Below are 20,795 nucleotides of genomic sequence, written 5' to 3' on the forward strand. Positions count from 1 at the left end.
AAAACCACAACTTTTATATGTCCATTCTTGCTTTCCAAAAACCTGATAAGGTGGTAATGGAAAAGGCTGATGATTTTAAAGGTCTTTTCGAATTTAAACCACTAGAAAGAGGTTACGGTTTAACAATAGGTAACGCGCTTAGACGTATATTACTTTCATCACTTGAAGGGTATGCTATTGTAGGAATTAAGTTTCCAAATGTTCTTCATGAGTATTCTACAATCGATGGTGTTGTGGAGGACGTGACTGAGATTATTTTGAACTTGAAAAAAGTTCGATTTAAAGCTGTAAGTGAAAACCCTTCACAAAAAATCAGCGTAAATCTTAGTGGTAAAAGCGAATTTAAGGCTGGAGATATTGCTCAGTTTACTGAGGAATTCGAAATCCTAAATCCCGACTTTGTGATTTGTAATCTTGACGAAAGTGTAAACTTACAAGTTGAATTTACAATTCATAATGGTAGAGGTTACCTATCTGCAGACGACCAAACAGAGAGCGAAGCTGACGATATTATAGGTTTTATTCCAATTGACGCTATTTTTACGCCAATCAAAAATGTTCAGTACAGAGTAGAAGATCTGAGAGTTGATGACCGTACTGACTTTGAAAAATTAGTGATTGAAGTAGAATCTGATGGTTCAATTCATCCTGAAGAAGCGTTAAAAGGAGCTGCCAATATCCTGATTCAACATTTCATGTTGTTCTCAGACAAAAACATGATTATGGACGATCCTACAGATGGAAGTGCAGTTGAAATTGATGACGAATACTTAAGAATGCGTAAGCTACTTAAAACGTCATTATCTGACCTTGAATTATCTGTACGTGCATATAACTGTTTGAAGGCTGCTGATGTGAAAACATTAGGTGATTTAGCCTCTTTAGAAATTTCTGATATGATGAAGTTTAGAAACTTTGGTAAGAAATCTCTTACTGAGTTAGAAACTTTAATGTCTGACAGAAATTTATCATTCGGAATGGATGTATCTAAGTACCGTTTGGACGAAGATTAATCTTTTCTGATAGGGAATTGTACCTTGGACACGGCAATTTCTGAAATCACCGGTAGAAATTAAGCTAAGGCTTAGTTGATACTTACAAGTCCTAAAAATTATTTTTAAAATTTGGTAAAGTTCCTAATACGGCTTTATCATTCATTAAGGTGAAAAATGAGACACGGTAAAAAATTCAACCACTTAGGTAGACAAAAGAAGCACAGAGAGCTAATGTTAGCGAACATGGCTTGTTCATTAATCGAGCACAAGCGTGTATTTACTACTGTTGCTAAAGCGAAAGCTCTTCGTACTTACATTGAGCCATTAGTAACTAAGTCTAAAAACGATACAATGCACTCTCGTCGTGTAGTATTCTCTTACTTAAGAGACAAAGAAGCTACTACTGAGCTTTACACTACAGTTCGTGATGCTGTTATCAACCGTCCAGGTGGTTATACTCGTATCATCAAAACAGGTCGTCGTTTAGGTGACGGTGCTGAGATGGCAATGATCGAGTTTGTAGACTTCAACGATATCTACAACGTGAAAGAGACGAAAACAAAAACTCGTCGTTCTAGAAAGAAATCAGCAGCTCCAGCAGAGCCAACTGCAGAAGCTGAAAACAATAACGAATCAGCAGAGTAATCTGATGAGGGTTTATTAATATAAATAGGGAAATAGTTCTTGTAACTATTTCCCTTTTTTTAGGCCTAAGTATTTTGACATCACCGCCCAAACAATTGAATTAACATTAAAAAATGTTATTCAAATGGCTATAACTGAAAAATGTTAACATACTTAAAAATAAACAATTCGTTTATTCCTATTTTTTTTTAAATTTGCACAATCTAAGTTCAATAAGACTGTAATAATCAATGGAGAAGAAGACTGCGATACTAATGCTACAAGATGGCACAACCTACACAGGTACTGCTATCGGTGCAATTGGTACCACTACTGGAGAAATTTGTTTCAATACAAGTATGACTGGCTACCAAGAGATCTATACAGATCCATCATACTACGGACAAATTATTGTAAATACTGTTTCTCATATTGGAAACTATGGAACAGTTCACAATGAGAATGAATCCTCTAAACCTCAAATTAATGGTCTTGTTGTAAAAAGCTTTTCAAGTGTTTTTTCAAGAAATACAGCTGAAGGATCTTTGCAAGATTACCTAGAAACTGCCAATTTAGTAGGTATTGCTGATATTGACACTAGAGAGCTTGTGAAGCATATCCGTACGCAAGGAGCAATGAATGCAATCATTACTTCAGAAATCGAGGATTTAAAAGAGATCAAGAAACGTTTGGAAGAAACACCAAATATGGATGGTCTTGAATTATCTTCAGAGGTATGTACAAAAGAGCCTTATTTTGTTGGTGATCCTCATGCAGCAGTAAAGGTTGCAGTTTTGGATCTAGGTGTTAAAAAGTCAATCTTAACAAACTTCACTGAAAGAGGCATGTTATGTAAAGTATTTCCATCAAACACTACTTATGAACAAATGAAGCAGTGGAAACCTGATGGATACTTCTTGTCAAATGGACCTGGTGATCCAGGAGCAATGGATTATGCAGTAGAAACTGCTAAAGCTATTTTAGAGGCAGATAAGCCTTTATTCGGTATTTGCTTAGGGCATCAAATTATTTCAAGAGCTATGGGCCTTGAGACTTATAAGATGCACCACGGTCATAGAGGAGCAAACCACCCAGTGAAAAACTTGGTTTCAGGTAGATCTGAAATTACTTCACAGAATCATGGTTTTGCAGTGAAAATGGAAAGCATTGATAGCAGTGATGTAGTTGAGTTAACTCACACTAACTTAAATGACGAAACTGTAGAAGGAATTAAAGTAAATGGAAAAAAGGCATTCTCGGTACAATATCACCCTGAGGCATCTCCAGGACCTAATGATTCAAGATATCTTTTCACAAGATTCTTAGAACTTATTCAAGGCAATTAATTCTACATAGAATATAAATTTAAAAGTCCAATTAGTAATTCTAATTGGACTTTTTTAATTTGTAAAAAAACAATTATTGTATACTTTTTGTATTAATATGCGTTTATAAATATGACTTTTAGTTTGATACTTAAAATGTTATATCATTATTCTATCTGATCACAACCACCTATTCTGATCAATCAATATACTTTATAACTAATGACTTTTTCCTCTTTTATTAGATATATATATACTTCATTTCTAATCATCACTTTAACTAATGGAGTTTCTACTACTTTATTTGCTCAAAATGGTCCATTAAGTTCAGGGCAAATTTTTAAGTTAAAAGTAGAGAAAAATGGTGTCTACAAAATTGATAAAACCTTACTTGATGAATTAGGCGTATCAACTTCAGGTTTGAATACGAATAATATTGCCGTTTTTGGTTTTGGAAATGGAATGCTGCCTCAGGAAAACGCAGAGGAAAGACCAGCTTCATTGACTGAGGTACCTCTTTTGTTTGTTGGTAGTAATTCTAATTCTTTTCAGGAGAATGACCTTTTATTATTTTATGGAGAAGGACCAGACAAGGTTTATTATAATGCTGCTGAAGAATTTATCGATTATGAATTAAACTTATATGATGTTTCTAACTACTATTTTTTAAGAATAGGACCATCTAGGACAAAGAATATTGATATTGAAAATGCATCAATCCAAAACCCTGATATATTAAATTCTTTGATACAAGTATATCATCATGAATTAGAGGAATCAACTGCTTTAAGTGATCCTTCCGGTCGATATTGGTTTGGTGAAAACCTTACAAGTACTACTTCAACATCCGTGAATCTTCAAGTTAATCCTTCATCAAATGCTCTGAAATTAAAAGCTGGAGTGATGGCAAAGTCAAGAGAGGAAAGTACTTTTACATTTAGAGTAGGTGGAAGTGAAGCTGGAACTATTGCAGTAGAGGGTACTAGATATTTTAATAGTGACCGATATAGGAGACAAGGTTTTCTGGAAAATCAGGTTTTCACTGAGAGAAGTATCAACTTATCTTCTAATTCTATAACAGTTGATGTAAGTTTTAGTAAACCTCAAAGTGATTCGGAAGGTTATATCGATTATTTGACCTTTAATGCGAAAAGCCCAATTTCGAAGGATAAAGAAAATCTTATTTATTATGGAATTTTTAATGAAAGTAGCGATGGTGCAGAATTATTCACATCATTAAACTTTGATTATGCTTGGGATATTACGAACCCTTCAGATGTAAAAGCTATCACAAAACAATCTAATCAATACTCATTAGCAAAGAGTGATGATTATTTCGCCTTTGTATTATTTGATAACAACGATATTCTAAGACCATCTGCTGTTGGTTCAATTCCAAATCAGGATTTAAGAAATAGTTCCGTACCTGATTTATTGTTGGTGACTCATTCAACTTATTCAAGTTATGCTAATAAGCTAGCAACACATAGATCATCCTATAGTGGCATGGACGTGGAGGTTGTTGATATCAACTCGATTTACAATGAATTTTCATCTGGTAGACAAGATGTGTCAGCAGTAAGAGACTTTGCTCGACATCTTTACCTTAAAAACAATAAACTTAAATACATCTTACTTTTTGGGCAATGTTCTTATGATTATAAAGGGATTAAAAGCGAAGGTAAAAGTCAAGTACCTATCTATGAATCAAGAGATGTTTTAATGAGAACGAAAACGTTCTCTTCAGACGATTACTTTGGATTTATGGATGAAGATGAAGGTTTTTGGGGTGAGGATATTGATGGTAGAGTAGATAATTACGATATGGAAATTGGGGTCGGTAGATTACCAGCCCGAAATACTGATGATGCTGAATTTCTTGTCAATAAGATCATTCATTATGATACTTTGAAGGTGAACTCTACTGGATGGAAAAAAAATATCTTATTTGTTGCTGACGATGGTGATAGAAATCAACATCAAATAGATGCCAACAGGTTAGCTGTTTATGTTGAGGAAAGCTGTCCAGATTTTGTTTCAGAACGTTTGTTCATCGATAATCAACCTAAATTATCAACACCTTCAGGTGCAAGATCTCCTGAAACCAATGAAAAGCTATCTTCTTGGATTGATGATGCCGGTGTTTTGATCGTAAACTATAGTGGTCATGGTTCGATATCCCATTGGGCAGAAGAGTCAATTTTTACTCCAGAGATGGTATCGAATTTAACAAATGAACAACAGTTGCCATTGTTTTTTACAGCTACTTGTGAGTTTGGTCGATACGACAATCCTACATTTAAATCAGGTGCTGAAAGGTTACTTTTTAAAGAAACTGGAGGGAGTACTGCTCTAATGACAACGACTAGGCCAGTGTATGCTTCAAGTAACTTTACAATCAACAGAGCTTTTTATGAGTCAGTTTTTGAAAGGGATGAAAAAGGGAGTTATCGAACGCTAGGCGATATATTTAGAGAAACAAAAAATAATAGTTTAGAAGGGGTAAACAATAGGAATTTTGCATTATTAGGAGACCCTTCATCGAAGCTTAATATTCCAGAAAGAAAAGCTTCGATTGTATCAATCAATGATAAAGACCTCGCAGATCTTGAACCGCTGGGAGCTTTAGATAAGGTAAAACTGCAAGGAGAAATTATTACAGATGGTTCAATTGATCAATCATTTAATGGAGATGTCTTTGTGACTTTATTTGAAAAGTCCACAGAATCAGAGACTAGAGGAAATAATGGTCCAGAGACTGTTTTTAATTACTTTGAACGAAAATATCAGTTATTTAGAGGCGTTACTGATGTAGAAAATGGTGAATTTGAAATTGAATTTGTGATACCAAAAGATATCCGATACGCTTTTGATATGGCAAAATTTAATATACATGCAGTCAGTACTGTAAATGAAGAAGCATTAGGGAGTGATTTGTCAGTAATGCTTGGTGGAACATCTAATACGCCTGTTAATGATACAACTCCTCCTGAAATAGAAATGTCTATCTATTCAGAAAATAACTCTAATGTAGTTTATCCTGATACCTATATCACAACACAAATCTCGGATGATTATGGAGTGAATATCTCAGGGATTGGAGTCGGTCATGATGTGAAAATGATTTTGAATCAAGAAGATACAAGCTGGATTCTCAATGAGTTTTTAGTGCCTGTAAAAGGAGATAAACCAACATATTCTTTAGTTTTTCCTTTGAAAAATCTACCAGAAGGTGAAAATACGCTAACGATTGAAGCTTGGGATGTTGCGAATAACAGGAGTGAACAAACGATTTCATTTTATGTAAGCCCTGTTTCACAAATCAACCTTTCTAATTTTATATTATTTCCAAACCCTGCGGAGAATGATGTCAATATCCGATTTACACATAATCTATTAGGGCAGGATTTAGAGATTCAGTCAAACATCATATCAATGAATGGCAATACAGTTGCATCCAATGATTTCAGCATTGACAATGCCGAATCAGATATTTTATTAACCTATCAAGGATTAAAATCAAACTATAATCTAATAAGTGGAGTGTATGTTGTGCAATTAATTATTAATTGTCCTGCATTAGGAATAAAAACCTACCAAACTGCTAGGATTATGTTGAAATAAACCTTGATTTCATATTTTTTAATAAATCTTTAGTATCTTTAAGGGTTGTTAAAATTGAATGCCTATAGTCTAACTTTTACACTTTCACACACCTTAGCGTGACTAAGGGAATTTTTTATTAAGACTTTTTGATAAGTACATTGGATAATTATGAACAACAATAAATTAAAACCCCTATTCATCTTACTGATTATTTGTGGTAGTTTTGGTTCTATTTATGGACAAGGTAATAATGGTTCACCATCTACAATCGTAGGACAAGGAAGTAGTAGTAACCCTATTATTACTGCTGTACCATTTTTAACAATTGCACCTGAAGCTAGAGGTGCAGCAATGGGTGATATGGGTGTGGCAACCTCATCAGATGTGAATTCAGCACATTGGAACCCTTCAAAATATGCATTTATTGAAAATGACTATGGTGCATCTTTATCTTACAATCCTTGGTTACAGAAGATTGTAGGCGATATGTCTTTAAGTTACCTTGCAGGTTTCTTAAGGCTCAATGATCGACAAACGGTAGGTTTGAGTATGAGATACTTTGACCTTGGTAGTATTGATTTTACAGATGGGTTAGGAAGTGTTACAAGAACTTTTAATCCTAGAGAATATTCATTTGACGGGCATTTTGCAATGAAGCTTTCTAACAGATACAGTATGGCTGTTTCAGGAAGGTACATTTATTCAAACCTAGCAGGTTCAATTTCAACAGGAGCTCAAGATAGTAGACCAGGACACGCTTTTGCAGCAGACATTTCGGGTTACTGGGTAAACCCTGATGTACAGTTGGGATCATATGATGCTACATTTGCCTGGGGTTGGAATCTTTCGAATATCGGTACAAAAATGAACTATTCGAATGAGTCACAAGAAGATTTCTTACCGACTAATTTACGTTTAGGTGCAACATTAACAACAGAATTGGACCCTTACAACAAGATTACATTTGGTATTGATGTGAATAAATTATTAGTTCCGACACCTGATTCTACTTATGATTATAAATCAGTAGGTGTATTAGAAGGAATGTGGTCTGGTCTAACAAAAGCTCCAGGTGGTTTTTCTGAAAAAATGAAGGAATTTATGTGGAGTGTAGGTGCCGAATATTGGTATAATGATTTATTTGCTGCCAGAGTAGGTTATTTTTATGAGCACCCTGATAAAGGTGATAGACAATACATGCAAATGGGCTTGGGTATTAGATATCAAGTGGTGAGCTTAGATTTCTCTTATCTATTGTCATTCAAACGTAATAACCCACTAGAAGATACATTAAGATTTACTCTAGCGTTTAACTTTGGAGAATCTAAAACGGGTAACCAGAAATCTAAAAGCAAAAAGAGCAGCGGAAGTAGTACAAATACTTTAGATGCAGATGATATTTAATAGATAATTATGAATTCATAATATAGTCTGTTAACTTAAAGTGAGGTAATTTCAAGAAAATTATCTCACTTTTTTATTTCATTAAAGATAAGTTATGAACGTATTAGATAGGTCAATACCTCCAAAATCCTATTCAATTAAAGATTTTTCATTACCAAAACCTGCTGAATATACGTTAGATAATTCATGTAAGGTATTTAGTATCCCTAATAGTGCACAACCTATCATACATTTTTCACTTTATATTAAAGGCGGAAAATTACTTGAAAAAGAAAAAGGTGCAGCTGCTCTTACTGCGAAAATGATTGGGGAAGGCGTCGAAGGGATGGATAGTAAGGCATTGCATCAAAAGTTAGAATCAAATGGTGCTATACTAAGTACTTCGAGTGATATAGACTCTTTTACGATTAGTGGACATTGCTTAAAGAGATACTTTTCAGAGGTAATACAGCTCGTGAAAAAGTATTTAACAGTGTCAACTTTTGCAGCAAAAGACTTTGCTCATATCCTTCAAGTGATGCTTCAACAACAGCAACTTAATGAGGAAAAAACATCTTATTTGTCAACTAAATTATTTAGGGAAAATTTTTACGGGGATCAACATCCTTATGGTAAATCTCTATCTTCTGAGGCTTTAAAGAATTTTCAGTTAGAAGAGGTCAATCGATATTATGTTGACAATATATTAGGAAATCCCTTTCAACTCTTTATTACAGGAGATGTAACAGATACTGAAATTCAGGAAATTAATAAAAACCTTGGCTCTATCACTGTTAGAGAAGACGCTATCTTTACCTACCCAGATTTTGTAAGTAAAATTAGTTCTCCTCAACTGAATATATATCAGGAAAAAGAAGATGCTGTACAGACAAGTATCAGAATTGGTTGTCCAACTTTTACATTGCCCAATCCTGATTTAGAAGCATTCACTATTCTGAATGAGGTTTTAGGAGGATATTTTGGCTCAAGATTAATGAAAAATGTGCGTGAGGAAAAAGGTTTAACCTATGGAATTCATTCCTCTTTTAGAAATGAAACGAATCAAGGTTACTTTTTGATAGCGACGGATCTTAAAAAAGAGTCAAAGGATTTAGCTCTTCAAGAGATCTATAAAGAAATGCAGATTTTAACCGAAGAAGATATTTCAGAAGAGGAATTGGATACTGTAAAGAATTATATGACAGGGAATTTTGTAATGTCTATAAATTCCAATTTATCCCTTTTGGAAGTGACAAAATCATTGTATAAAAAAGGATTGCCTTTTAATTATTATGATGATTATGTGAGCAGAATTCAGCAGATAGAGTCGCAGACATTGAAAAGAGTCGCTAAAAAATACTTCAAACAAGATATGTTGGAAGTTTGCGTAGGATAGAAATAGGTAGTGTAGTAAGCCTTCCTTGGCTTACTACATTCCCATTGTTGAAAGTGAAGCTTGTATGATTTCTTTTATAAGTAAAAGATAAAAGTATAGTTCTTTAATTGAGCTAGTATATCAAAAAAATTGGGTGCAAATTTAGTTTATAGAAAAAAGTTGAAAGTTTGTTTTTGCACTTAGTTTTAAAAAATGTAGTAATGTTTGCTTTATAATCTATTAAAGTGGAACGAAAAAACTAATAATTGTTTTATTTCTTACTGAGTCATTTCGTTGATGCAATAGTATTAAAAACAATTTAAAAGCACAATGTTTGTTAACAAAATTCTTGATATTTATTAAATTAATAATACTATTTGTTAAAATTATTATAAATACTATTGTTTTAGAGCCTAAAAATAATTTTTAAATCTTCTTTTACCTTTTTATTCAAATATTCAAAAAAGTTAATTTATTACTTAAATCTTACATCTTGTGATGTATGTTTAAATTCCCAATAAATATTAACTAAATCATTCTTATTTTCAGTAACAGCGTATTCTTTAAATGTGTTTTTAACTTAATTTTCCCAAAAATATGGCATCATTCGACAATTTAGAAATGGCTACCCTAGTAGGAAGCTCACACAAAAATTTCTCTAAATTAGAAAACCAATATAAAATTGAACCGCAGTATCAGAGCAAATTCAACAAAGCAAAATTAATTGGAAATCTTTGTTACCCTGTAGAGGCCATCAATCAAAATTGGCTATACAAGAAGGTAGATAAAATTGAAACTGATAAAGATCCTGTATTTGTATTAGGGCATTGGAGAAGTGGAACAACTCACTTACATAACTTATTAAGTAAGGATCCTCAATTTGGTTTTGTGAATACGTTTCAAAGTGTGTTTCCAAATGCGTTAATGTTTGGAAAGAATATTTTCAGACCTATTATGAAAATGATGATGCCAAAAGAAAGACCTGCTGATGGTTTGAAACTAGATCCTGCTTTTCCACAAGAGGAGGAGTTTGCTTTAGGTAATTTACATGATATGTCATACTATTACTTTTGGTACTTCCCTAAGGATACTATAAAAATCTTTGATAAATTCTTGTTAGGAAAAGGGCTGTCAGAAGATGAAAAGCAGCATTGGAGAACAACATATGAACGTTTTGCTAAACTTGCTCTTTGGCAAACTAAAGGTGAGCGTTTCTTGTCAAAAAATCCTCCTCATACTGCTAGAGTAGATGAGTTATTGAAGATATACCCTAATGCCAAGTTTATATATATCTACAGAAACCCGTATGAAGTGTATGGTTCAACTTTTAGATTCTTCAAAGGGGTTTTACCTAGTCAACAGTTCCAATCGATTACAGATGAAGAACTAAGTGATAATATTTTGAAGGTATTTACTAAGATGTATGATAAATATGAGCAAGATAAATTATCGATTCCTTCAGAGAATCTTGTAGAAATCAAGTATGAAGAATTTTCTAAAGATAACCTTGGATATCTAGATAATATCTACAAGCAATTGGACTTAGGTGACTTCAGTAAGGTAAAAGATACAATGCAAAACTATTTGGATAGTTTGGGGTCACATAAAAAGCATAATTATAATTTCCCGCAGGAAACTATTGATAAAGTAAATTCTAATTGGAGTTATGCTTTTGAAAAATGGAATTATGACATGCTTTAGACATTGAAAATAGATAGAATAAAAAAATGGAGTAGGCTACAAACCTACTCCATTTTTTATTGCACATTATTCATTATAAATTAATTATTTCCTTGAGCTTCCTGTTGTTCTTGAGGAGTAATCCAACCTCCACCTAAAGCTTTATACAATTGAATGTAAGCCGCTAAGATATTACTTTGAATCTTTACAAGGTTTAATTCAGCATCAAAGGCTTGTCTTTGTTGTTCAAGATATTCCAAGTAACTAGTAACACCTCTGTCATACCTTTGTTTTGAAAGATACTCGGCGTTACGTGCAGCTCTTGTATGTTTTTCTCTGGCAACACGCTCTTCTTCATAATATTGAATAGAAGCTAATGCATCTTCTACTTCTCTAAAAGCTAGAATAGCACTTCGTTCGTATTCTTGTATAGAAGCTTCAAGCCTTGCCTTTTCAACCTCAACTTGTCTCTTATTTCTTCCCCATTGGAATAAAGGACCTGTTAAGCCAGCACCAATATTCCAACCTCCAGCTGGCCCATTTGCCGCATTATTTAAAGCTTGAGAAGCAATACCTCCTACTCCGGTAATACTAATTGTAGGAAAACGATTAGCAATAGCGGCACCTACTTGAGCATTTTGAGCAACAATATCTTGCTCGGCTCTTAGTAAGTCTGGTCTTCTCTTTAATAGGTCTGAGGGAATACCTGCAGGAATCACTGGAGGCTTAATTTGATTCTCCAAAGCCAAACCAGCTACATAGCTTTTAGAACTAGTACCAATCAGCACCGATAGTAAGTTTTCAGATAATGCAATACCTCTTTTATAAATTGGAATACTACTTTCGGCAATTGCTTGCTGAATCTGTGCTTGATTAAGATCAAGTTCTGGAATAATACCTTGTTCGTATCTTGCTTCCATAATGATCATTGAACTGTCTCTTGAAGCCAGTGTCTCTTGTGCAACCACTAGGCTGGCTCTATTTTCGAGTAACTGAACATAGGCTGCTGTGACTTCTGAAATTAAACTAATTTGAACAGCTCTCAGTCCGTATACTGTACCTAAATAATTGGCATTTGCAGCTTCAGACAATCTTTTATTCTTTCCCCAAAGGTCAATTTCCCAGTTGAGACTTGCACCTGCGAAATAATTCCCATTCGCTCCCTCAGGTAATATAAAACCACTGTAAGTTCCGTAGGAATAATTGGCATCATAACTCAATTGAGGTCTTGTATTTACTTTTTGAATTCTGTAAAGTTTTTCGGCTTCAACAATTCTTTGCATCGCCACTTTTACATCCTGATTGTTTTCTAGAGCGACAGTAATCAAGCTGTCTAAAACTTGATCCTGAATCAATGTCCACCAACCGATAGTATCATTTTCTGTTGATACAAGACTATCAACTCCAAAACGATATTCAGAAGGCGAAGTGATGTCTGGAGCCTCATAATTCTTTCCCATTTTACAACTCCATAAGGAGAGTAAAATCATGCAACTGGCTAGGAGACGGTTTCGATTTGATATAATTAAGTTTTTCATGATTTATGCCTCTCCGTTAGTTTGAATTTCTTTATCTCTTTTTTCTTCGTATTTCGCAATTTTACCTACAAGGACGAATAACATTGGATATAAGAAAAGCCCTAAAATTGTGGCCATACCCATGCCTCCTAGTAGTGCCATACCCATTACTTTACGAGCTTCAGCACCAGATCCTGTTGCTACAACAAGAGGAAGAACCCCCAGGATAAAAGAGAAGGCTGTCATAAGGATAGGTCTAAAACGTAATTCTGCAGATTTGATAGCAGCATCGAATAATGATAGCCCTTCATCAAACTTTAACTTTGCAAATTCTACAATTAGAATGGCATTTTTTGCAGCCATGGCGATCAACATTACTAGTGAAATTTGAGCAAAAATGTTATTCTCATAACTTTCACTGAAAAATCTTGCGACCCATATCATTAAAAAGGCTCCGAATATAGCAAAAGGAGTTCCTAGTAGAATACTGAAAGGCATTGACCATGATTCGTACTGTGCTGCAAGGATTAGGAATACGAATAGTAAAGAGAAAGCAAAAATGATAAATACTGAACCTGATGCTTTCTTTTCCTGGTAAGACATACCATTCCAAGCATAGGTCATATTATCTGGTAATACTTCTGCTGCTACTTCTTCTAATGCATCCATTGCTTGACCAGAACTATATCCTGGTGCAGGAGAACCAGTTACTTCTACTGATCTTAGAAGGTTAAATCTATTGGTGAATTCGGGACCACTAATCTTTTCAACGGTTACTAATGTTGAAAGTGGAACATTGGAACCGTTTGAAGATTTAACGTAGAACATATCCAATTGCTTTTCGTCGTTTCTGTATTCTGGTTCGGCTTGTACATAAGCACGATAAAGACGACCAAAACGGTTGAAGTCATTGATATAGGAACCTCCCAGGAATGCAGCAAAGGTTGTATAGACATCGTTTAAGTTCACACCGAGTTTTAAGATTTTATCTCTGTTGATATCAATGAAACGTTGTGGTACACTAGATTCAAACGTCGTAAATGCCATTCCGATTTCAGGTCTTGCATTTGCTGCTCTGATAAATTCATTCGTAAAGTTGGCCAAGTAGTCAGGGGTGTTACCTCCTTTATCTTGTACCATAATACTAAATCCGGAACCATTACCTAAACCTGGAATTGCAGGAGGACCAAAGGCAAATACTTTTGCTTCGGTGATTTGAGTAGCAAATAAGTAGTTTAATTTCTGTACAACTTGTTTTGCTGTCAATTCCCTCTCGTCCCAATTCTTAAGAGTTACAAAGAAAAAGGCGGAGTTGGTAGACATACTACTTGAAAGAAGTGAATAACCAGCTACTGTAGTGTTCATTTCGATTTCAGGAACTTGAGCTGCAATCTTTTCTATTTTCTTAGATAACTCATTTGTTCTCTGTAAGGAAGAAGCAACAGGTAATTGGGCATTAATAAAGATATATCCTTGATCTTCTTCAGGAATAAAGCCTACAGGGACTTTCACTCCTAACCAACCAGCTGCTAATAATGTACTTCCAATAAATAGACAACTCATTAGTATTTTACGTGTAGCGATTTTTGTTACATTTAAATAAGAATTTGTTGATCGATCAAAAATATTATTGAATACCTTAAAGAAAGCACCTAGAGGTCCACCAACAGGTTCTTTCTTCCTTAATATTAAACCACAAAGTGCGGGTGATAATGTTAAGGCATTAAGTGATGAAAAACATACTGAAACGGCTACCGTAATGGCAAATTGTTGATAAAGTCGACCGGTTATACCAGCCATAGCTGCCACTGGAATAAATACAGCTACAAGTACTAAAGTAGTGGCAATTACAGGCGCAGTTACCTCACCCATTGCTTTATTAGTAGCGTCCTTCGGACTGTATCCTTCTTCTATATAAACTTGCACGGCATCAACTACCACAATGGCATCATCCACTACAATACCGATGGCGAGTACCAAACCTAATAATGATAATACGTTGATGGTAAAACCTAAAAGCGGGAATAGCATAAATGCTGCTACCAAAGAAACAGGGATCGCCATAGTAGGTACTAAGGTTGCTCTCCAGTCTTGGATGAAAACATATACAACAAGTACTACTAATAATAAGGCAATAAATAATGTTTCAATGATTTCATTGATACCTGCTGTAATAGGTTTGGTAGAGTCAAGGGATACTTCGTACGCGATTCCATTAGGAAAATCTTCTTTTAAAGCATCCATCTTTGTGATCATCTCTTCTGCCAATGCTACTGCATTTGAACCTGGAGCTTGATAAACGGCAATTACGGCACAATTAGCACCATTCAGACGTGTAAATGCAGAATAAGTTTCTACACCAAGTTCAATACGAGCAACATCACTTAAATGAACTTGACTACCATCTTTGTTGGTTCTTACTACAATATTACCAAACTCTTCTTCAGATTGAAGACGGTCTGGAAGAAGAACTGTATAAGTAAATTCAGTTCCTTTTGGGGCTGGTTCCGCACCAAATTTACCACCTGGAACGATTACGTTTTGATTATTAACCGCAGTTGTAATCTCCGGTATTGTTAAATTCAATTTTGCTAACCGATCGGGTTTAACCCAAATACGCATCGAATAATCTGAAGTACCTAATACGGATACACTACCGACCCCTTTTGTTCTTGCCAATACATCTTTAATATTGATCAAAGAGTAATTACCTAAGAAGTTTTGATCAAACCTACCATCAGGAGAGGTCAGTGTAATTAGCATCAAAATATTCGGCAATGATTTTTCTGTTTTTACACCTGTTCTTTTTACACCTTCAGGTAGTTTAGGAGTGGCAGTAGCAACACGGTTTTGTGTAAATACTGTACTCATATCAGGGTCAGTACCAATATCAAATGATGTCTGTATTTGTAGAGTACCATCATTGGAGTTGATGGATTTCATATAGATCATATTTTCTACACCATTGATTTCTTGTTCTAATGGAGTAGCAACTGATTGCTCTACGTTTAATGCACTTGCTCCTGTATAAGTTGCACTAATTCTTACAATAGGAGGAGTCAAGTTAGGGTACTGTTCAATTGGAAGTCCTGTAATTGAAACAGCACCAACGATGGTCATAATAATGGCAATGACCATGGCGACAATTGGTCGCCTTACAAAAAAGTTTGATTTTATTTGTTCCTTGCTCATTATACTCCTTCGTACTGTGATTCGAATTGAACTACTTTGTATTTAATTGTTGCTCCTTCTTGAACTTTTTGTAGTCCTTCCAAAACAATTTTTTCTCCCTTTTTAAGGCCTGATCTAACAAGGAAGTAATCTTTATAAGCATGTCTTGCTAATTCAATACTTCTTTGTGCTACTTTGCCAGCTTCATCTACAACATACACTGAGTAACGTCCTTGGAATTCCATTACAGCTCTTTGAGGGACAAGGATACCTTCTTTTACAACATCGATGATTGATCTAACCTTAGCAAACTGCCCTGGTCTGATTAAACCATCAACATTTGGGAAGGTAGCTTGAATAAGAATTGCTCCAGTATTAGCGTCTACACTTCTGTCGATAAAATCAAAATGTCCTTTTTGACTATATACACTATTGTCAGAGAAGATTAAATCAAGGTTGTCTTCAGGAGTTTTACTATTACTCTTTTTTCTTCTCCCTGCTTTTTCTTCTGCTAATGCATATCTGCCCAATCTTAGGTAGTCATTTTCATTAATAAAGAAGCGGACATTAATTGAATCGATTCTAGAAACTGTATTTAAGATAACTGGGTTAGGGTCTTTCCCAACAAATTCTCCAACTTTTGCTTCTGTTTTACCAATAATACCATTGATTGGAGAAGTAATTCTTGTATATCCTAATTCAATTTGAGCCATTCTTAGATTGGCTTCAGCAGCAGCAACCATAGATTCTGATGCTCCTTTTTCAGCTAAGGCAGCATCAAGATCTGATTTTGAAACAGCGTTTTGTTCTGCCAAAGGTTGAATACGCTCAAGATCATTAGATGCTCGAATTAAGGTAACTTTAGCCTCTGCTAGTTGACCTTCTCGCATGGCTACATTAGCAGAGTATTGCTTAGGGTCTACTTTATAAAGTAATTGTCCTTTTTTAACCTCACTACCTTCTTTGAAATAAATTCCTTCTAAATATCCTTCTACTCTGGAACGAATAGGGATATCTTTTGTACCATAAACTTGTCCAACAAATTCTTTAGTTAAAGGTACGTCTTGAATAATTACTTCAGTGATTGGAATTTCAACTTGTGGTAATTGTGTTTGCTGTTGTTCAGCATCTTTACCACATCCAAACAGTAAATTGATAGTGAATGCAAGGGTTATTATTTTACAAGTTGCATTCAAAAAATGTAATGTCATTATTTTGAGATATTATGTAGTTAAGTATGTTATTATAATTAGAGTAAATCTATTAAAATTTATTCTATAATTGAATATAACCAATGAAAACCATCTGTATATATTGTTATTGAATTATTCGGTTTCCCAATTAAAACTTCTTTGAACAGCTTTTTTCCAATCACTTCTAGCAATTGAACGGTTTTTATCACTCATTTTATTTTCAAAAGATTTATCCATTTTCCATATTTTATTGATTTCATCGATATCTTCCCAATAGTTCACAGCTAGTCCTGCTAAAAAGGCAGCACCCATTGCGGTTGTTTCAAGTATTTTTGGGCGTACTACATTAATGTTTGAAATATTACTTTGTGTTTGCATAAGTAAATTATTGGCACAAGCCCCTCCGTCTACTCTAAGTTCTTTTGCATGCTCTTGGGTATCGGCTTGCATTGCCTCAATGACATCTTGTGATTGAAGTGCAATAGCTTCCAGAGTAGCTCTTACGATATGCCCTTTTTGGGTTCCTCTTGTAATACCAATTAATGTACCTCTGGCATATTGATCCCAGTAGGGTGCTCCAAGACCGGTAAGTGCGGGAACAAAAGTTACTCCGCCATTATTTTTGACCTCTTTGGCTATTTTTTCACTATGATGTGCTTTTTTTATAATCCTCAATCCATCTCTAAGCCATTGTATTGCGGCACCTGCAACAAATACACTTCCTTCTAACGCATAATTGACCTGATCGCCAATTTTCCATGCAATGGTAGTTAGAAGTTGATGTTGAGAGGAGATAGCTTCTTTTCCGGTATTCATCATGATAAAACATCCGGTGCCATAGGTATTTTTTACCATTCCTTTTTTAGTACACATTTGACCAAACAATGCAGCTTGTTGGTCTCCCGCAATACCTGCAATAGGTATTTTACTTGCAAAAAGAGTTGTAGCTGTTAGGGCATAAACCTCGCTGCTACTTTTTACTTCTGGCAGCATACTTTTAGGAATATTAAAAATTTTGAGCAGTTTTTCATCCCATTTTAGAGTATGGATATTAAAGAGCATCGTTCTGCTGGCATTGGTGACGTCGGTTACATAAGCTTTACCCCTTGTGAATTGCCAGATTAACCAAGTGTCTATAGTGCCAAATCGTAGAAGACCTTTTTCTGCTTTTTTTCGAGCACCTGGTACATTTTCTAGTATCCAGTGAATCTTACTGGCAGAGAAATAAGCATCTATGACAAGGCCAGTTTTATCATGTATTACTTTCGCATATTTTTCCTTAAGAGAATCGCAGTATTTTGCAGTTCTTCTATCTTGCCATACAATAGCGTTGTAGATGGGTTTACTGGTCGATGCATCCCAAACAACAGTTGTTTCTCTTTGATTAGTAATACCAATACCGGCGATGTTCAAACCGTTTAGTCCTTCTTTGGCAATACACTCGGCAGCAACAGCCGCTTGTGTTGACCAAATTTCTTTAGGATCATGTTCCACCCATCCTGGTTTAGGGTAATATTGTTTGAACTCTTTTTGTGCTGAATTAACAATCTTACCTTTTTTATCAAAAAGAATAGCTCTTGAGCTTGTTGTACCTTGGTCTAAAGAGAGTATATATTGTTTGCTTTTACTCATAGATGATGCAATGTTTTTCGATTACATCATCTAAAATAGAAAATTAATTAGATTTTTATATGAAATCCCATCACCAATGTGTCATCGGTAGGCTTGTTTTGAGTCTTTATATCAGGATTCATCCAATGATATCTTTCTTCTTCAATACAACTTTTTTGTGAGCTATAGTCTTTTTCAGCATTATCAATAAGCAAATTACGAAGGTTTTTCTCTAGGAATTTTTTACCTCTACTACCTCCAAATTGATCAGGGAGACCGTCTGAATATAAATAAAACTTCAGATCGTTTGTAAGTGGAATTGTGTGTTTATGGAAAGTGTATTGGAATGGAGATAAAGAATCACAAACAGATCTTTTTGTGCCTTTTATGTAATTACTTTCTCCGTTTTCAATGTACAATAAAGGTCTCCTCGCTCCGGAATATTCCAAAGTGTGGTTTTTCATATTGATTGTAACTACAGCCATATCAATACCTACCATGTCTTCATTTTGATCAAAGATTTTACTCATCACTTCATCCAATTTCGTTAATATTCTGTCGGGAGCAGTAATACCGGATTGGATGATTTGATTCAAGGTTTTGATCCCCAATGTTGCTAATAACGCTGCAGGAACACCATGTCCAGCAAAATCCATCATTGAAATAATGATCTTATGATCAATAACAGAAATATTATAAACATCACCACTTACTTTTTGGGCAGGGCGTAATAAAATAAAGTAATCTTTAATGAAGTTATTGATCTCTTCGGGGATGCTATTCAGTGATTGCTGAATTTTCGAAGCATATTGTAAACTATCCGTCAATTCATCATTAATATCTTTGATTGCTTTGTTTTGTTTCCTGATTCTGGTGTGTGCCTTTCTTATCTTTTTATTATTGATAAAAACATAAATACCGAAAGAAGACAAAACAACAATAACTAACGCAAATGAGAAGTTTAATTTTTTTTGATAGTGAATCGCTTCTTCTTTTCTTTCTTTTTCTTTTTGAAGCTTATCAATTTTAAGTAGTTGATCTCTATTGTTGTACTTCTCGTGTATGACAGCGAGATCTTTTTTATTGGCATCTTCAGTGAAATTGATTTCAATTTTTTGAAGTATTTTTTGAGCCTCAAAAGCTTTACTGTAATTTCTTTGAGCGGCGTAAACTTCTACAAGGAGCTTATAAATATTTCTCTTTTCGGGAGTGAAATTATTTTCATCTTGATAACTATCGAGTGTTTTTAGAAGCTTTTGTAAAGCGATATCATATTTTCGAATGTTGAGATAAGCTTCTCCTTGAATTCTGTAAGCTCTATTTAACCCTCCATCAGATTTTATTTCTTGAAAGATCTCACCGCCTTTTTTACTAAACGCAATGGCGTCAGTGTACTTATCTTTGAGTAATAGAATATCGGCAATATTGAGATATACTTCTCCAACTCTGTATCTTGAATTAAACTTTTCGAAGGTCGCAAGGGCAACATAAAATTGATCCAAAGCCTTATCATACTCTTCAAACTCATGGTAGACAGCACCCAAATTATTAGAGACAAGTGCTAAGCCGTATTCGTCATTGAGTTCTAATCTTAAATCTTTAGAACGAGTGAAGAAGCTTTTTGCCAGCTCTAGTTCTCTAGTCAATAAGTGTATTTGCCCAATATTGTTGTAGGCAATGGCTAAATCTTTTGGTCTGTTCAGTTTGGAATTCAATTCAGCATCCTTGATATAGTGTTGAATTGCTTGAGTATATTTTCCTTGAATTTTATAGATAGCTCCTATGTTGTTAAGAGCAATGGATTCACTGGTGAAATCGCCATACTTTTTACTGTAATCAATAGCTTTTTGATAAGTTTCTATAGCCTCGCCATACTTTTTTAAGCCCTTCTTATTTCTAGCAACTTCCAATAATAATATGGATAATAATTCGACCTGATTTGTCTTTTTAGCCCAATACATGCTAGACATAGAGGCAGTTACCCCGTCTTTATAGTTCTGAGTTCTTCTTAGTGCTTTTGCTTGCACATTATAAGCCATAGCCAATGGTTTGTACATCAGCTGCTTTTGGTATCTTTTTATTAACAGCTGCGAATTTTGGACACAGCTGTCATATGCCCTTTGTTTGTAAAGTAGCTCTAATTTTTTTTGGTAAACAGTAATTGAATCAGAAAGTGTAACTTGACTTTTTGTTGCCTCCAAGTTTGTTTGATTACTGCTAGCGAATACCCAATTTGTTGTTAATAAAAAGAGGCAGTTAATTATTAGTAGTAATTTGTTTCCGATAGTAATTGTACAATTAGTAATATATTGTAT

12 protein-coding genes are annotated in these 20,795 nt (G+C 34.6%); 7 read left to right on the forward strand and 5 right to left on the reverse strand.

Translation table 11 applies throughout. The features are described 5' to 3' along the window. Positions 1 to 17: 17 nt before the first annotated feature. From IC221_RS02345 to IC221_RS02375, 7 genes are all read left to right on the forward strand, one after another. A complete protein-coding gene (locus IC221_RS02345) occupies positions 18 to 1,013 on the forward strand; it encodes a DNA-directed RNA polymerase subunit alpha (RefSeq protein WP_188167419.1) in 996 nt (331 codons plus the stop codon). A 156-nt stretch (positions 1,014 to 1,169) separates the two neighbouring features. Further along, on the forward strand, positions 1,170 to 1,640 hold the full coding sequence (rplQ, locus tag IC221_RS02350; RefSeq protein ID WP_044203110.1) for a 50S ribosomal protein L17: 471 nt from the start codon (positions 1,170 to 1,172) through the stop codon (positions 1,638 to 1,640). Positions 1,641 to 1,870: 230 nt separating this feature from the next. Then, on the forward strand, positions 1,871 to 2,965 hold the full coding sequence (carA, locus tag IC221_RS02355) for a glutamine-hydrolyzing carbamoyl-phosphate synthase small subunit (RefSeq protein WP_044203111.1): 1,095 nt from the start codon (positions 1,871 to 1,873) through the stop codon (positions 2,963 to 2,965). Between the two features lie 201 nt (positions 2,966 to 3,166). Continuing rightward, positions 3,167 to 6,568 carry a type IX secretion system sortase PorU gene (porU, locus tag IC221_RS02360; RefSeq protein WP_188167420.1) on the forward strand — a complete coding sequence of 1,134 codons (3,402 nt, stop codon included), beginning with the start codon at positions 3,167 to 3,169 and terminating at the stop codon, positions 6,566 to 6,568. Positions 6,569 to 6,718: 150 nt separating this feature from the next. Further along, positions 6,719 to 7,954: a type IX secretion system outer membrane channel protein PorV gene (gene porV, locus IC221_RS02365; RefSeq protein WP_188167421.1), complete on the forward strand. Its 1,236-nt coding sequence runs from the start codon at positions 6,719 to 6,721 to the stop codon at positions 7,952 to 7,954. A gap of 94 nt (positions 7,955 to 8,048) precedes the next feature. After that, positions 8,049 to 9,329, forward strand: a complete 1,281-nt coding sequence (locus IC221_RS02370; protein WP_188167422.1) for a pitrilysin family protein — start codon at positions 8,049 to 8,051, stop codon at positions 9,327 to 9,329. Positions 9,330 to 9,905: 576 nt separating this feature from the next. Then, positions 9,906 to 11,009, forward strand: coding sequence for a sulfotransferase (locus tag IC221_RS02375; protein WP_188167423.1), 1,104 nt, complete (start codon positions 9,906 to 9,908; stop codon positions 11,007 to 11,009). A gap of 80 nt (positions 11,010 to 11,089) precedes the next feature. Here the strand turns inward: IC221_RS02375 and IC221_RS02380 are convergent, their stop codons facing one another. The 5 genes from IC221_RS02380 to IC221_RS02400 all read right to left on the reverse strand — a co-directional run bounded on the left by IC221_RS02380 (position 11,090) and on the right by IC221_RS02400 (position 20,537). After that, positions 11,090 to 12,526, reverse strand: a complete 1,437-nt coding sequence (locus IC221_RS02380; RefSeq protein WP_367397756.1) for an efflux transporter outer membrane subunit — start codon at positions 12,524 to 12,526, stop codon at positions 11,090 to 11,092. A gap of 3 nt (positions 12,527 to 12,529) precedes the next feature. Then, a complete protein-coding gene (locus IC221_RS02385) occupies positions 12,530 to 15,697 on the reverse strand; it encodes an efflux RND transporter permease subunit (protein ID WP_188167425.1) in 3,168 nt (1,055 codons plus the stop codon). After that, positions 15,697 to 16,887, reverse strand: coding sequence for an efflux RND transporter periplasmic adaptor subunit (locus tag IC221_RS02390; protein WP_188167426.1), 1,191 nt, complete (start codon positions 16,885 to 16,887; stop codon positions 15,697 to 15,699). Before IC221_RS02390 ends, IC221_RS02385 begins: the two co-directional genes overlap by 1 nt. A gap of 114 nt (positions 16,888 to 17,001) precedes the next feature. Then, entirely contained in the window at positions 17,002 to 18,501 is a 1,500-nt protein-coding gene (glpK, locus tag IC221_RS02395) for a glycerol kinase GlpK (RefSeq protein WP_188167427.1), read from the reverse strand. Between the two features lie 47 nt (positions 18,502 to 18,548). Further along, complete coding sequence (locus tag IC221_RS02400; RefSeq protein WP_188167428.1) at positions 18,549 to 20,537, reverse strand: tetratricopeptide repeat protein; 1,989 nt, start codon at positions 20,535 to 20,537, stop codon at positions 18,549 to 18,551. Between the last annotated feature and the right edge of the window lie 258 nt (positions 20,538 to 20,795).

The sequence above is a fragment of the Flammeovirga sp. EKP202 genome, from assembly GCF_014534745.1.
In the GTDB taxonomy this organism is placed as follows: domain Bacteria; phylum Bacteroidota; class Bacteroidia; order Cytophagales; family Flammeovirgaceae; genus Flammeovirga.

Bases quoted from the DNA above. Each gene is read 5' to 3' on its own strand.
- IC221_RS02375 (WP_188167423.1), top strand. From the start codon at position 9,906: ATGGCATCATTCGACAATTTAGAAATGGCTACCCTAGTAGGAAGCTCA.
- IC221_RS02345 (WP_188167419.1), top strand. From the start codon at position 18: ATGTCCATTCTTGCTTTCCAAAAACCTGATAAGGTGGTAATGGAAAAG.
- glpK (WP_188167427.1), bottom strand. From the start codon at position 18,501: ATGAGTAAAAGCAAACAATATATACTCTCTTTAGACCAAGGTACAACA.
- rplQ (WP_044203110.1), top strand. From the start codon at position 1,170: ATGAGACACGGTAAAAAATTCAACCACTTAGGTAGACAAAAGAAGCAC.
- porV (WP_188167421.1), top strand. From the start codon at position 6,719: ATGAACAACAATAAATTAAAACCCCTATTCATCTTACTGATTATTTGT.
- IC221_RS02370 (WP_188167422.1), top strand. From the start codon at position 8,049: ATGAACGTATTAGATAGGTCAATACCTCCAAAATCCTATTCAATTAAA.
- carA (WP_044203111.1), top strand. From the start codon at position 1,871: ATGGAGAAGAAGACTGCGATACTAATGCTACAAGATGGCACAACCTAC.
- IC221_RS02390 (WP_188167426.1), bottom strand. From the start codon at position 16,887: ATGACATTACATTTTTTGAATGCAACTTGTAAAATAATAACCCTTGCA.
- IC221_RS02400 (WP_188167428.1), bottom strand. From the start codon at position 20,537: ATGTACAAACCATTGGCTATGGCTTATAATGTGCAAGCAAAAGCACTA.
- IC221_RS02380 (WP_367397756.1), bottom strand. From the start codon at position 12,526: ATGAAAAACTTAATTATATCAAATCGAAACCGTCTCCTAGCCAGTTGC.
- porU (WP_188167420.1), top strand. From the start codon at position 3,167: ATGACTTTTTCCTCTTTTATTAGATATATATATACTTCATTTCTAATC.
- IC221_RS02385 (WP_188167425.1), bottom strand. From the start codon at position 15,697: ATGAGCAAGGAACAAATAAAATCAAACTTTTTTGTAAGGCGACCAATT.